Origin of the sequence: Actinokineospora enzanensis DSM 44649, from assembly GCF_000374445.1 — a bacterium.
Classification (GTDB): domain Bacteria; phylum Actinomycetota; class Actinomycetes; order Mycobacteriales; family Pseudonocardiaceae; genus Actinokineospora; species Actinokineospora enzanensis.
The window spans coordinates 97292-111029 of the sequence record NZ_KB894421.1 but is presented as its reverse complement, the minus strand read 5'-3'; the positions used below and the strand labels follow the sequence as shown (position 1 = coordinate 111029).

The following is a 13738-nucleotide window of genomic DNA, read 5'->3' as shown; positions in this document are numbered from 1 at the left end:
AGACAGGACAACCCGGGATGGGTGACGCGGGATACACAAGATGGCCCCCACCGCCGAGGCGGTGGGGGCCATCCGTGTCTTGTGGACCTTGCCCGGGGGATCAGCCCAGGCGCTGCTTCAGCGCGGCGAGCTCGTCCCGCAGCGGGGTCGGCAGCTTGTCGCCGATCTTGTCGAACCACTCGTCGATCAGCGGCAGCTCGGCCCGCCACTCGTCGGCGGAGAACTCCAGCGCCGCCTCGATGTCCGCGCGCGAGGCGTCCAAACCGGACAGGTCCAGCTCGTCCGCCGTGGGCACCCAGCCGATCGGGGTCTCCTGGGCGGCCGCCTTGCCCTCGATCCGCTCGATCGCCCACTTCAGGATGCGGCTGTTCTCGCCGAACCCGGGCCACAGGAAGCGCTTGTCGGCGCCGCGGCGGAACCAGTTGACGTAGAAGATCTTCGGCAGCTTGGTCGCGTCCGCGCGCTTGCCGGTCTCGATCCAGTGGTTGAAGTAATCACCGGCGTTGTAGCCGATGAACGGCAGCATCGCCATCGGGTCGCGGCGCACCACGCCGACCGCGCCGACCGCGGCCGCGGTGGTCTCGCTGGACAGCGTGGCGCCCATGAAGGTGCCGTGCTGCCAGTCCCGGGACTCGGTCACCAGCGGGATGGTGGTGGCCCGGCGGCCGCCGAAGAAGATCGCCGAGATCGGCACGCCCTGCGGGTCGTCCCACTCCGGCGCCTTGGTGTCGCACTGGTCGATCGGCGTGCAGTAGCGCGAGTTCGGGTGCGCCGCCTTCTCACCGGTATCGCGTCCAGACTGCGGTGTCCAATCCGCCTTCTTCCAGGACGTCAGGTGCGCGGGCGGCTCGCCCATGCCCTCCCACCACACGTCGCCGTCGTCGGTCAGGCCGACGTTGGTGAACAGCGAGTTGCCCTTGGCGATGGTGCGCATCGCGTTCGGGTTGGTGTGGTAGTCGGTGCCCGGCGCCACCCCGAAGAACCCGTTCTCCGGGTTCACCGCGTACAGGCGGCCGTCCTCGCCGAAGCGCATCCAGGCGATGTCGTCGCCGATGGTCTCGACCTTCCAGCCCGGGATGGTCGGGTCCAGCATGGCCAGGTTGGTCTTGCCGCAGGCGCTGGGGAACGCGGCCGCGACGTAGTAGACCTTGTCCTCGGGGGAGGTCAGCTTGAGGATCAGCATGTGCTCGGCCAGCCAGCCCTCGTCCCGGCCGATGGCCGAGGCGATGCGCAGCGAGTAGCACTTCTTGCCCAGCAGCGCGTTGCCGCCGTAGCCGGAGCCGAAGCTCCAGATCAGCCGCTCCTCCGGAAAGTGCACGATGTACTTGGTGTCGTTGCACGGCCACGCAACGTCAGCCTGACCCGGCTCCAGCGGAGCGCCGATGGAGTGCAGCGCGGGCACGAACTCCCGCTCGTTGCCCTCGGCGTCGAAGAACTTCTCCAGCGCCTTGGTGCCCATCCGGGTCATGATCTTCATCGAGACCACGACGTACTCGGAGTCGGTGATCTCCACGCCCAGCATGGGTTTCGCCGCGTCCAGCGGGCCCATGCAGAACGGGATCACGTACATGGTGCGGCCGCGCATGCAGCCGCGGTACAGCTCGGTCATGACGGCCTTCATCTCGGCCGGGTCCATCCAGTTGTTGGTGGGACCCGAGTCGGCCTCGTCGACCGAGCAGATGAAGGTGCGCTCCTCGACCCTGGCGACGTCGTTGGGGTCGGAGGCCGCGTAGAACGAGTTCGGCTGCTTCGCCAGGCGGGTGAACGTGCCCGCGGCCACCAGCTGGTCGGTCAGACGGGTCCACTCCTCGTCCGAGCCGTCCACCCACACGATCCGGTCCGGAGTGGTCAGCTCGGCCACCTCGCGCACCCACGCCAGGAGTCGTTGGTGTGTCGTCGGTGCCTGGTCAACGCCAGGGGTTGTCACTGCCGTCATCTCGCCTCGTCTCCTGACTGAACGCCGAAATGCCGATCGGGACACCGCTGACCTGACCGGGGACGGCGGCGTCCTAACCGAATGGCGCATTACCCGCCCCGAGGCGGGTGTATGCGTGAAGGGATGCACTGAGGTTAGCGAAGTAGCCGCCAGGTAACCGAGACCTTGCCTGTCGGTTCTCTCACAAGAACGATAAGGGGATCGATTCAGTACCCACTTGCGAGGCCCGGATTCCGCCGATCCGGCGTCCGTCTGCCGAACACTGGTGACCCTACGTGAATGTTCGCCGCACCTGGGCGGAAACGAGAAAGATCCCGGCCCGCGCTCGGCGTACCGGGATCTTTTCCTGTCTCACTCAGCGTGGCGTGATCGACACGGGCACCGCTCCCACCCGGGCCCGCGCGACCACGATCACACTCAGCCCTGCCAGGCGGCGTCCGAGCCGGAGGTGGTGGCCGCGCCGGTGTGGTCGGACTCGTAGGTGCCGTCGGCGCTCAGGTGGCCGGTCTCCACCGTGGTCCACTCCTCGTCGCCGGTGTGCTGGGCCACCGTCACGTCGCCGTCGGACTCGATCACCACGGCCTCGTCGGCCTGGCCGTCGCCGTCCACGTCGGTGAACGCGTAGGTGTTGCCCTGCTGGTCGGTGACCACGGCGGTGTCGTTGGTGCCGTCGCCGTCCGCGTCGTACTCCGCGGCGCCCGCGGTGACGTCGCCGTCCTTGGTGTCGACGGTGATGTCCTCACCGCCGGTGGAGTGCGAGGTCTGGGTGGTGTGCTCGCCCGAGTCGTCGCCACTGTGCGTGCCCGTGTGCGTACCGGAATCGTCGCCCGTGTCGTGGCTGGAGCTGTGGCCTGCGCCGTTGTCGGTGCCGTCGCCGGAGGGGTTCTCCACCGAGTTCGGGTCGGCCTCGGTCCACTCGCCGGTGGACTCGTTGTACTCGCCCGCGGCCACCACGTTGCCGTCGTGGTCCAGCTCGACCACGGTGTCGGCGGTGCCGTCACCGTCGGTGTCGGTGAAGGCCATGTACCCGTCCCCGGACTGCACGACCGTGGTGTCGTTGTGGCCGTCGTGGTCGAAGTCGTAGTTCTCCTGGACCTCGTACTCCTGGCCATCCACCTCGACGGTCATCTCGTCGTGGGTGGTGTCGTCCGCGGCGTTGTCGCTGACGTCGGCGCCGGTCTCGTCCACGTACACGGGTAGCCCCCTCTGGCTCAATCCCTGAATGGGGATTATCACTGGCTTGTTCGGCTGATATGACTGACGCTTCGCCCAGCCGGTTCCCGGTGTTACGAGGTTAGTTCTTGTCCCGAACCGTGCGGATGCCGGCAAGCAGCTTCTCCGCCCGATCGCGGCCCGCGAGCACGTCTGCCAGGCGCTTGTTTACCACGGTCACGCGCTTCTGCCGCTCGCTCACGTCGAGTCGTAATGCCTTGTCCACCTCGCGGAGCTGTTCCTCGATGCCCGAGATGCGCTTGCCGAGCGCCTCGTCCAGCGCCAACGACAGCTGGGACTCGGCGTCGATCAGCTGCTCGGCGACCAGTTGGTCCAATGTGGACCGAGCGTCCGCGATGGACTCGTTGAGCCACAGCTTCATGTGCTGCTTGTCCGCGGTGTGCTTGCGGGTGCGCGCGATCCACCAGCCCGCGCCCAGCCCGATGATGATCGTCGGCACCAGCAGGATGGGCGCGGCGATGGCGCCCGCGAGCGGGATGGTGGCCATCTTGCCCGCGCCGATGCCGCCGGACACACCCATGAACACCAGCAGCTTGTCCTCGGCGGTCGGGATCCGCTTCTCCGCGGTGCGCACGACCACCTGGGACGGTCCGGTCCGCGCGAACTGGGCCCGGATGACCTCCAGCTCGTCCGCACTGAACAGTTCACTCAGGACCGAGTCGGCCACCTGGTTCATCCTGGTGCTCACCGACTGGCCGACCCGGCCGCTGACCACCTGCATGGCGGCGTCGACCTGGCCGGGCAGCTCGCGCAGCCGGTCCTTGTCGGCGTGGTCGATGGCCTGCCGGAACCAGGACTGCAGGTCCCGCATCTCCTTGCTGACCTCGTGCGAGTTCTCCAGCCGGGCGCGCTGGATCTCGCTGCGCAGCTTGACCTGCCAGCCACGGGTGGACGAGCGACGCTCGACGGTCAGTTCGTCCTTGCGTCCGCGCAGCGCCTCCGCCTCGGCCTCGCCGGTGGTCAGCGCGCGACGCTCGTTGTCCAGGGTGACCTTCAGCTCGCCGAGCGCGGAGGACAGCGCGCGCAGGGTGTTGGCCTCGCCGAGCATGGCCGAGCGGCCGACCAGCAGTGCCTCCAGCGCGGTCACCAGCTGCGGCACCCCGGAGCGGTCGCGCAGCATCTCGGCGGCCTCCGGGTTGGGCGCCTTGGCCGCCATCTCGTACATCCGGGAGGACACCGGGTGGAAGGTGGCGCCCTTGAACCGCGGCGCGTGCTCGGCCAGCAGCGCCTGGTTGGCCTCCTGCACCTGCCGCCAGCCCCGGTAGGCATCCACTTTGGACAGTGCGAACACGACGGTCTCGACCCGCTCGCCGACATTGGCGAGGAAGTTCAGCTCGCCCGCGGTGAACGGCGCGGAGGCGTCCACCACGAACAGCAGCGCGGTGGCCGTCGCGGCGGCCTCGATCGCCAGCTCGCCGTGCATCGACTCCAGGCCGCCGACACCCGGGGTGTCCACCACGACCAGCTTCTCCAGCAGCGGCACCGGGCCGTCGACCTCGACGTAGCGCGGCGGCAGCTCGCCCTCGGGCAGGTCGTGCGCCGCGGACACCCAGTTGACCAGCCGGTCCAGCTCCACCGGGACCGGCGCCAGCTGGCCCGGGTAGCAGGCGCGCGCCTCCCACTGCTCCGCATGCCCGAACAGCAGGTAGGTCGCGGTCGCCACGTCGGCGTCGACCGGGGACAGACCCGGCCGGTCGATCATGGCGTTGACCAGCGAGCTCTTCCCCCGGTTGGTCTCCCCGACGACCACGACCGCGGGCTTCTTGCGGCGCCGGGCGCGGATCTCCTCCACCCAGGTCGCCGACTCCGGCGCGGCCTCGCGCAGCAGCGCGAGCAGCTGCTCGCGAGTCTGGGCGACCTGCTTGGGCAGCGACAGCGGCTGCTTCGGCTGGGTCATGCCGTGGTCGCCCGGCTGGTGTAAACGGTGACGATCGGCGCGCGCAGCAGGTGGCCGCGGTCGCTGAAGCCGACCACCTCGGTCTCCGCGACCATGCCGTCCAGGCTCTCGTCCTCGGTGCCGACCGTGCCGCCCGCCTCGTGCACCGCCGGGTCGAACCGCTCGCCCTCCGGCCGCAGCGCGGTCACCCCGACGCCCGCCAGCCCCTCCTCGATCCGCTCGGCCACGCCCGAGCTGCGTGCCCGGTCGTGCGCGTACAGGCACAGCGCTACCAAGGCGCGCCGGTCGGCCACCGTCTGCTCGTACACCTCGGCCGCACCAGCCATGCCGTCCGCGTCGAACTCGTCGAACCCGTCCGCCGGGGCCACCTCCGGCGCGGGTTCGGCCGCCGCCACCGGTCGCAACTCGACGGTCGGCTCGCCGACCGGTCGCAGCACGTCCTCGATACCCCCGCCGGTCACCGCGCCCTCGCCCGCCATGTCGTAGGAATCATTGGAGCCATAAGAGTCATCCGAGCCTGCTTCCGTCCGGAAGCCGTCTTTGCGCTTGCCCTTGAACCAGGACGCCATTCCGCCTCACCCAGCCTGCTCACACCCCGACCGATGCCGAATCGTATAGCGCCGGGCGGCCGCGCCACGGCGGTTCCGGCAGCCCGGAGGTGATCATCAGCGGGCGATCAGGCCTGTGCCTTCAGCTGCTGCCAGATGAGGAAGTAGGCCCGGTGCACCACGTGCGCCACCCGGCTCTGCGCCGGGGTCGCGCCGAACGAGGCGAACGACCGCCACCAGCCCGCGCGCTCCAGCGCGTACGCGGACAGCTCCTTGTGCGGGCGGCCGCGCATGCCAAGCTGCTCGCCCACCTCGGCGCTGCCGCCCACCCGCAGCACCTCCTCGGCCAGGTCCTCCGGCATGTTCACCGCGCCCGAGGTGACCAGGGTCAGCGCCTCCAGCAACCGCAGCTGGTGCGCCTCCGGCTTGGCCAGCAGCACCTCGATCGCGTCGTGCACCCGCTGCCGCTCGCCCGGGTCGCCGGAGGCGTGCGCGAGCGCGGTCACCGAGGCCAGCGCGGCGGCCGCCTTGATGCCGTCCGCGCGGACCCGGAACACCGCGTCCAGCCGGGTGCGCACGCCCGCCAGGCCGGAGGCGTCCAGCAGCTTGCGGCGCAGCGCGCCCGCGGTCAGGTCCGGCTCGGCGCGCAGCGTGTCCACCGCGCAGCGGATGCCGTACAGGTCCAGCTTCTCCAGCAGCCGCACCCGGGTGCCGGTGGGCACCTCGCACTCCCAGCTGGTGAAGATGTCCGCGGAGATCAGCATCGTCTCCCAGGTGCCGTCGTCGAGCTGGGCCAGCTGGCGCAGCGCGTCCGCGTCGGCGGAGGTGAAGTTGCCGGACTCGGCGGACTCGGCGAGCAGGCCGATCACCGGGATGACGTCGGCGACCCGCGGCTTGAGCGTGGCCGCCTGCTTCTCGGCCAGCAGCGTGGCCGCCTTCCACACGTCGCCGTCGCTGCCGGTCACCGACTCCGGGGTGATCGTGTCGGCCTTGTTGAGCACCGCGATGGCGTTGACCGGGCCCGCCTCCCGGCTGGCCGTGGCGGCGGTGAACGCGGCCAACGCCTGCTGGTCGTCGGCCCGCACGCCCTGGGTCACCACGTAGAGCACGGCCTCGGCGCCCGCCACGGCGTTGCGCGAGGTGTCGTCCAGCTCGCCGTCGTCCTCGTCGGTGTCCGCGTCCCCGTCCGCGGCCCGGTCGCCCTCGGCAGCGTCCGGGTCGTCGTCGGACTTGCGGTGCTTGGCCGCGCCCAGCAGCTGCTCGGTGCGCTTCACCGAGGCCAGGTCCAGCGAGCCGAGGCCGGGGGTGTCGATCACGGTCAGGTCCCGCAGCACCGCGTTGGTCAGGTAGGCCTCCAGGTGCGAGACCTTGTCGAAGTCGACCTCCAGGTCCTTCGGGATCATGCCGCCGACGTCGAACGGCAGCACCTGCTTGCGACCGTCGAAGAAGACCAGCTCCACCCGGTCCACCGTGCCGTACTGGAAGCGGGTCACCAGCCGGGTGCACTCGCCGACGTCGGTGGGCGCGACCCGGCGCCCGATCAACGCGTTGACCAGCGTGGACTTCCCGGACTTGATCCGCCCGGCGACCGCTACCTGCAACGGGGCGGACAACCTGCGCAGCACCTCGCGGAACCCGGCGGCGGTGCGTGCGGACACCTGGGGCTGCAGGCGCTGGCAGAGGTTGGCCACCGCGGCGGACAACGGGCCGGCCAGGTGCTGCTGCTCGGTCGACAAGCCGATTCCTCCCCGGCCGGAGCGCACCCGGCCGATTCCCCTCCGTCGGTCGCCCCGCATCGTGCCATGACCGGGGCCCCGGCGTGTCCACACTCGCCTGGTTCGGTCCGCCGACACCGTGCGCTGGGGGAGCGCCGGGGGAGCCGCTGGCCCGGTCCGCCTGCGGTCGGACCGGGCAATGCGACGCCGGGAGGACGCGGACCGGCGCCGACAGTGCCTACGCTCGGACCGTGCGGAGACTGAGCTTGTGGATGAAGGCGCACCCGATCGCCGGGGACAGCGTCATCGCCGCCGTGCTCGGCGCCCTGGAGTCGATCTCCGCCTTCGCCATGCCCGGCGGGGTGAACCCGGTGGTGTTCTGGCTGGTCGGGCTGGGACTGCTGGGACCGCTGGTGATCCGCAGGCGGTACCCGCTGCTGTCCGCGTACCTGGTGCTGGGCGCAGGCTTCGTGCAGCTGCTCACGCACGGACCGAACCTCGGCGGCATCGACGCCCGGATGCGCGGCGCGGACATCGCGCTGGGCATCTCGCTGTACACCGTGGTCGCCTATGTGAGCAGGCGGCAGGGCGCGCTGTACGTGCTGTGGCTGGCCGTCGGCACCACGGCCTGGGCGGTCTGGCGGCAGGGCTTCCCTGGCGCGGTGACGCCCACCGTGGTGATCGTGGTGATCTTCGGGTTCTGCTGGTCGCTCGGCGAGTTCTCCGGTGCCCGCCGGGCCTACCACGCGGAGGTGGAGCGCAGGCTGGCGCTGCTGGAGACCGAGCGCGACCAACAGGCACGGATCGCCGTCGGCCAGGAGCGCGCCCGGATCGCCCGCGAGCTGCACGACGTGGTCGCGCACGCGGTCAGCGTCATCGTGGTCCAGGCCGACGGCGCCGCCTACGCGGTCCGGTCCCAGCCCGACGTGGCCGAACGGGCCATCAACACCATCTCCGCCACCGGCCGCGAGGCGCTGACCGAGCTGCGCCGCCTGCTCGGCGTGCTGCGCAGCGACGACGGCGAGTCCGACCGCGCGCCGCAGCCGGGCGCACAGTCCATCTCGGACCTGGCCGAGCGGGTCCGGGCCATCGGCGTGCCGGTGCGGCTGGACCTGACCGGCGAGCTGGACGACCTGCCCGCGGGCGTCGGCCTGGGCATCTACCGGATCGTCCAGGAGGCGCTGACCAACACGATCAAGCACGCGGGCCCCGGCGCGACCGCGGCCGTGCACGTGCAGCGGATCGGTGACCGGGTGGAGCTGGACATCACCGACCGCGGCCCCGGCACCGACCGGCACCCCCGGCTCGCCGCCCTGTCATCGGTCGGCGGCAACGGCCTCATCGGCATGCGCGAACGCGCCAACGTCTTCGGCGGCACGCTCCAGGCAGGCCCGCACACGGAAGGCGGCTGGCGCGTCCGAGCAGTGCTACCGGTGTCCACCGCGTAGGAGGCGTTAGGTTGGGCCACGTGATCAGGGTGGTGCTGGTGGACGACCAGGAACTCATGCGCGTCGGCTTCCGGATGGTCCTCGGTGCCCAGGAGGACATGGAGGTCGTCGGCGAGGCGGGTGACGGCCGGGCCGCCATCGAGCTGGCCGACAAGCTGCGCCCGGACGTGGTGCTGATGGATGTCCGGATGCCGGTGCTGGACGGCGTCGAGGCGACCAGGGTGATCACCGAGCAGGGCACCTCCAAGGTCCTCGTGATGACCACCTTCGACCTGGACGAGTACGCCCTGTCGGCGCTGCGCAACGGCGCCAGCGGCTTCCTGCTCAAGGACACCCCGCCCAGCCACCTGGTCTCCGCGCTGCGCTCGGTGGCCAGCGGCGACGCGGTGGTCTCGCCGAGCGTGACCCGCAGGCTGCTGGACCGGTTCCTCGGTCCGGGCGGCGGCGAGCTGCGCGACGCGTCGGTGCTCGACGTGCTCACCGAGCGGGAGCGCGAGGTGCTCGTGCTGATGGCCCAGGGGCTGTCGAACACCGAGATCGCCCGCAAGCTGTTCCTGTCCGAGGCCACCGTGAAGACGCACGTGGGCCGGGTGCTGTCCAAGCTGGAGCTGCGGGACCGGGTGCAGGCGGTGGTGCTGGCCTACGAGACCGGTCTGGTGCGGCCAGGGGACGTGTGAGTCACCGGTACCGGGCGGGGTCCACGGTGGTCGGGTCGGTCTTCGTCTCGTAGACCTCCTCGAACCAGCGGCCCCAGTCCGGGCGGCTGCCGTCCACATCGGTGAACCCGTACTCGCGCATCAGCGTCCAGCTGGCCATGGTGCGGCCCGCGAACCGGGAGACGTCCGGGTCGGCGGCGAGCGCGGCGATGGCCCGGCCGACGTAGCGGGGCGACTCGGCCATGACGTAGTGCGGGTCCTTCGCCGCGCCGTCCCGCCAGTTCTCCTCGGTGACGCCGAAGTGTTCGAGCATCATCTCCGAGCGCAGGAAACCGGGGGTGACCGACAGGCCGGTGACCCCGTGCTCGGCGAGGTCCGCGCCGAGGGCCCGGCCGATCGCCCGGACGCCGGACTTCACCAGGTAGTACGGGATCCCGGTGCCCCAGTACCGCTCGGTGTCGCCGTCGGTCACCTCGACCACCAGCCCGCCGCGCCGCTTGACGACCAGGGGCAGCAGCCGGTGCAGGGTGATCAGGTGGGTCTCCAGGCCGTTGCGCACGACCTGGACCGCGTTGTCCAAAGAGGACTCCCAATAGGACGCCTCGAAGTCGACGAACGGGTCGCCGCCCCAGACGTCGTCGACCAACACGTCGATCCGGCCGTGCTCGGCCTCGATCCGGTCGCGCAGGGCGTCCACATCGGACACCACCGAGAAGTCGCAGCGGACCGGGATGCCCGTGCCGCCCGCCGCGTCGACCAGCTCCGCAGTCTCCTCGATCGTCTCCGCGCGCTTCATCGGCGAGGCGCTGTCCCGGGTCGTGCGCCCGGTGACGTAGACCGTCGCCCCCGCCGCGCCCAGCTCCACCGCGATACCCCGACCGCAGCCCCGGGTCGCACCGGTCACCACCGCGACCCGACCCGCCAACGCACCGTCCGCCGCCGCACCGTCTACAGCCGCCGCACCGTCTACAACAGCACCGTCTGTAACAGCACTGTCCGTCACAGTCTGGTCATCCACCGTCATGTCCTCCCCTCACCCGCGGCGCCACGCCTCCAGCACCGCGTCCACGTCCTCGGTCATCCGGTCCGCGAGGCGTCCGTGCGGACGGACGGACCAGTCGATGGCGACCCCGTTCACCAGGGAAAGCAGCACCCGCGCTGCCACGTCCACGGCCGGGGCGCCGGGCAGGTGCGGCCGCGCCCGGTCCAGCGCGCGGCGTAGTTCCGCCTGCATCGCGGTGAAGTGCACGCCGAGCCTGGCGCGCAGGTGCGGGTCCATCAGGTCGACGCCGAGCTGTCCCAGGTGGTTGCCCGCGGTCTCGGCGTCGCCCAGCGATGCAAAAGTGCGCAGCACGGCGGCCCGGACACCCGCCACCGGGTCGGGCTCGACCTCGGCGGCGGCGCGCATCGCACCGGCGACCTCGGCCGTCGCGTGGTCGAAGATCGCCAGCAGCAGGCCGTCCTTGGAGCCGAAGCGCTGCGCCACCGTGCCAACCGAGACCCCGGCCTCGGCGGCTGTCTGAGCCAGGGTGAAGCCCGGCCCCACGCGCCCGATGACCACCGAGGCAGCGTCCAGTATCTGCTGGTCGGAGATGGTTCTCGGGCGGGCCACCCCATTATTGAAGCACAGTTCAATAACCCCTGGCCACTCATCCGGACCAGGCGCGCGGATCAGGGTCCACTCAGGGTCGTACCCGATACCCCGGGCCACGGCGGGTGCGGCAGGCTACTCCTGAAAGCTGACCCCGAGGGGCGACCACAGGACGACGCGCGAGAGCGCGGGTGGCGGCATCCTGGTGTCAGAACGGGGGGGCGTGCCAGGGGAGGTGCGCACCAGCCAGGCTTAAGAGGAGTCACCATGATCGAGGCAGTCGGCCTCACCAAGCGCTACGGCAAGACGCTCGCCGTCGACAACCTGTCGTTCTCGGTCCCCACGGGCCGGGTGACCGGGTTCCTGGGGCCGAACGGCGCCGGGAAGTCCACCACCATGCGGATGATCCTGGGGCTGGACACCCCGACCGGGGGTTCGGCGCTCATCGACGGCAAGCGCTACCGCGACTTACACCAGCCGCTGCGCACCGTCGGCGCGCTGCTGGACGCCAAGTGGGTGCACCCCAACCGGTCCGCCCGCGCCCACCTGCAGTGGATGGCCAAGTCCAACAAGCTCCCGGCCCGCCGGGTGGACGAGGTGCTGGAGATCGTCGGCCTGACCGCCGTCGCGGGCAAGCGCGCGGGCGGTTTCTCGCTGGGCATGTCGCAGCGGCTGGGCATCGCCGCCGCGCTGCTCGGCGACCCGCAGGTGCTGCTGTTCGACGAACCGGTCAACGGCCTGGACCCGGAGGGCATTCTCTGGATCCGCAAGTTCATGCACCGGCTGGCCGACGAGGGCCGCACCGTCTTCGTCTCCAGCCACCTGCTCTCCGAGATGGCGCTGACCGCGCAGGAGCTGGTCGTCATCGGCCGCGGCAAGCTGATCTCGCAGAGCAGCACCGAGGACTTCGTGGCCCAGGCCACCGAGAACACCGTGCGGGTACGCAGCCCGCAGCTGGCCGTCCTGCGCGGCGCGCTGGGCAGGCTCGGCGCGAACCTGCGCGACGAGGGCGAGAACCTGGTCGTCTCCGGTATGGACTGCGCCGACATCGGCGAGCTGGCCGCCCGCGAGGGCGTCGTGCTGCACGAGCTGAGCCCACAGCGCGGCTCCCTGGAAGAGGCGTTCATGCAGCTCACCGGCGATTCGGTGGAGTACCACACGGAGCTGACCGACGGTCAGACCCCGGCCACGCTCGTGCCTGCGGGGAAGTGACGACATGACTCTCCTCGCTGTCGAGCGGATGAAGCTGTTCTCCACCCGCTCGCCCTGGTGGTGCACCGCGATCGCGCTCGCCATCACGATCGGGTTCGGCGCGCTGATGTCCGGCACCTCGAACGCCGCGTCCCCGATGAACGTCGCCGCCACCCAGTTCGGCTATACCTTCGGCCTGGTCGTGGTGATGGTGATGGCCGCGCTGGCGATCACCACCGAGTACCGGTTCTCCACCATCCGGGCCACCTTCCTGGCCGTGCCCAACCGCCCGACCGCGCTGCTGGCCAAGACGGCCGTGGTGGCGATCCTGGCCGGGATCGTCGGCGAGCTGTGCGCGTTCGGCTCCTGGGGCATCAGCAAGCTGATCAAGTCCAGTGCCGACCTTGGCATCGACACCGCCTACGAGTGGCGCGCGGTGGCAGGCGTCGGCCTGGTGTACGCCATCGCGGCCGTGATCGCGGTCGGCGTCGGCGTGCTGGTGCGGCACTCGGCGGGCGCCATCGCGCTGCTGCTGATCTACACCAACCTGGTCGAGGGCCTGGTCACGCTGATCCCCACGATCGGTCCGAAGATCCACCGTTGGCTGCCGTTCAACATGTCCAACGCGTTCATCACCGGGGACGCGGACATCACCACGCGCCCGATCAACGAGGGGCCGCCGCCCGCCGAGGCGGGCCTTGGCCCGTGGCCCGCGCTGCTCTACTTCGCGGCCTTCGCCGTGGTCGTACTGGTCATCGCCATCACCACGGCCAAGCGGAGGGATGCCTGATGACCACGCTGCTCGCCACCGAGCGGATCAAGCTGTTCACCACTCGCTCGCCATGGTGGTCCGCGCTGCTCGCGCTCGGCCTCACCATCGGCATGGCCGTGATGGTCGCGCTCAACCACGGCGGGAACAACCCGCTGCGGGTGGAGCACAGCCAGTTCGGCATCCAGTTCGGCCTGATGATCATCACCGTGATGGCCGCGCTGGCCATCACCACCGAGTACCGCTTCGCCACCATCCGGACCACCTTCCAGGCGGTGCCCAACCGCAGCGGCGTGCTGCTGGCCAAGTGCGTGGTGGTCGCCGTGCTGGCAGGCGTGCTCGGCGAGATCGCCGCGTTCGGCTCCTGGGCGGTCGCGCGGATGATCGACAGCAGCCCGGAGCTGGCCATCAGCACCGGCGACGACCTGCGCATGGTCGCGGGCGCCGGGCTGGTCTTCGCTCTCGCGGCGGTGCTCTCGGTGGCCGTCGGCGTGCTGGTCCGCCAGTCCGCGGGCGCCCTGTCCATCCTGCTGATCTGGCCGCTGCTGGTGGAGAACCTGGTCGCGCTGATCCCCAATGTCGGCCGGGACATCCAGGACTGGATGCCGTTCATCAACGCCGGGCGGTTCCTCAACCCGGTGCCGGAGGCGCCGCAGTCCCCCTGGGGCTCGCTGCTCTACTTCGCCGGGGTCACGGCAGCACTGCTGATCGCCGCACTGGTCGTCGCGAACAAGCGCGACGCGTAGGTCCACCC

12 protein-coding genes are annotated in these 13738 nt (G+C 70.7%); 5 read left to right on the top strand and 7 right to left on the bottom strand.

Features of this window, described 5'->3' with window-relative positions:
- Positions 1–100: 100 nt before the first annotated feature.
- The 5 genes from C503_RS0121715 to C503_RS0121695 all read right to left on the bottom strand — a co-directional run bounded on the left by C503_RS0121715 (position 101) and on the right by C503_RS0121695 (position 7350).
- Positions 101–1936 carry a phosphoenolpyruvate carboxykinase (GTP) gene (locus tag C503_RS0121715; RefSeq protein WP_026316555.1) on the bottom strand — a complete coding sequence of 612 codons (1836 nt, stop codon included), beginning with the start codon at positions 1934–1936 and terminating at the stop codon, positions 101–103.
- Between the two features lie 417 nt (positions 1937–2353).
- The gene (locus C503_RS40285; protein WP_018684329.1) at positions 2354–3130 is read right to left on the bottom strand and encodes a hypothetical protein; all 777 of its coding nucleotides are present in this window, start codon (positions 3128–3130) and stop codon (positions 2354–2356) included.
- A 100-nt stretch (positions 3131–3230) separates the two neighbouring features.
- Positions 3231–5066 (bottom strand): dynamin family protein, encoded by a 1836-nt coding sequence (locus tag C503_RS0121705; protein ID WP_018684328.1) that lies wholly within the window; start codon positions 5064–5066, stop codon positions 3231–3233.
- On the bottom strand, positions 5063–5635 hold the full coding sequence (gene grpE, locus C503_RS40280) for a nucleotide exchange factor GrpE (RefSeq protein WP_245572557.1): 573 nt from the start codon (positions 5633–5635) through the stop codon (positions 5063–5065). Before grpE ends, C503_RS0121705 begins: the two co-directional genes overlap by 4 nt.
- Before the next feature lie 107 nt (positions 5636–5742).
- Positions 5743–7350, bottom strand: a complete 1608-nt coding sequence (locus tag C503_RS0121695; RefSeq protein ID WP_018684326.1) for a dynamin family protein — start codon at positions 7348–7350, stop codon at positions 5743–5745.
- Between the two features lie 266 nt (positions 7351–7616).
- Here C503_RS0121695 and C503_RS0121690 point away from each other — a divergent pair, with 266 nt between their 5' ends.
- Together C503_RS0121690 and C503_RS0121685 are read left to right on the top strand one after the other, a co-directional pair.
- Entirely contained in the window at positions 7617–8777 is a 1161-nt protein-coding gene (locus C503_RS0121690) for a sensor histidine kinase (RefSeq protein ID WP_026316554.1), read from the top strand.
- Between the two features lie 20 nt (positions 8778–8797).
- The gene (locus tag C503_RS0121685; protein ID WP_018684324.1) at positions 8798–9454 is read left to right on the top strand and encodes a response regulator; all 657 of its coding nucleotides are present in this window, start codon (positions 8798–8800) and stop codon (positions 9452–9454) included.
- 1 nt (position 9455) lies between these two features.
- On the opposite strand, the gene C503_RS0121680 is transcribed toward C503_RS0121685, so the two are convergent.
- Together C503_RS0121680 and C503_RS0121675 are read right to left on the bottom strand one after the other, a co-directional pair.
- Entirely contained in the window at positions 9456–10358 is a 903-nt protein-coding gene (locus C503_RS0121680; protein ID WP_018684323.1) for an SDR family oxidoreductase, read from the bottom strand.
- Positions 10359–10466: 108 nt separating this feature from the next.
- A complete protein-coding gene (locus C503_RS0121675; RefSeq protein WP_018684322.1) occupies positions 10467–11045 on the bottom strand; it encodes a TetR/AcrR family transcriptional regulator in 579 nt (192 codons plus the stop codon).
- Positions 11046–11291: 246 nt separating this feature from the next.
- Between C503_RS0121675 and C503_RS0121670 the strand changes: the two genes are divergently transcribed.
- The 3 genes from C503_RS0121670 to C503_RS0121660 are packed head-to-tail and all read left to right on the top strand — an operon-like array spanning position 11292 to position 13730.
- Positions 11292–12236 (top strand): ABC transporter ATP-binding protein, encoded by a 945-nt coding sequence (locus tag C503_RS0121670; protein WP_018684321.1) that lies wholly within the window; start codon positions 11292–11294, stop codon positions 12234–12236.
- A gap of 4 nt (positions 12237–12240) precedes the next feature.
- On the top strand, positions 12241–13005 hold the full coding sequence (locus tag C503_RS0121665) for an ABC transporter permease (protein ID WP_018684320.1): 765 nt from the start codon (positions 12241–12243) through the stop codon (positions 13003–13005).
- A complete protein-coding gene (locus C503_RS0121660) occupies positions 13005–13730 on the top strand; it encodes an ABC transporter permease (RefSeq protein WP_018684319.1) in 726 nt (241 codons plus the stop codon). Before C503_RS0121665 ends, C503_RS0121660 begins: the two co-directional genes overlap by 1 nt.
- The last annotated feature ends 8 nt before the right edge of the window (positions 13731–13738 follow it).

Coding starts and splice junctions, on each gene's coding strand:
- C503_RS0121715 (WP_026316555.1), bottom strand. CDS start 1,936: ATGACGGCAGTGACAACCCCTGGCGTTGACCAGGCACCGACGACACAC.
- C503_RS0121705 (WP_018684328.1), bottom strand. CDS start 5,066: ATGACCCAGCCGAAGCAGCCGCTGTCGCTGCCCAAGCAGGTCGCCCAG.
- grpE (WP_245572557.1), bottom strand. CDS start 5,635: ATGGCGTCCTGGTTCAAGGGCAAGCGCAAAGACGGCTTCCGGACGGAA.
- C503_RS0121670 (WP_018684321.1), top strand. CDS start 11,292: ATGATCGAGGCAGTCGGCCTCACCAAGCGCTACGGCAAGACGCTCGCC.
- C503_RS0121665 (WP_018684320.1), top strand. CDS start 12,241: ATGACTCTCCTCGCTGTCGAGCGGATGAAGCTGTTCTCCACCCGCTCG.
- C503_RS0121660 (WP_018684319.1), top strand. CDS start 13,005: ATGACCACGCTGCTCGCCACCGAGCGGATCAAGCTGTTCACCACTCGC.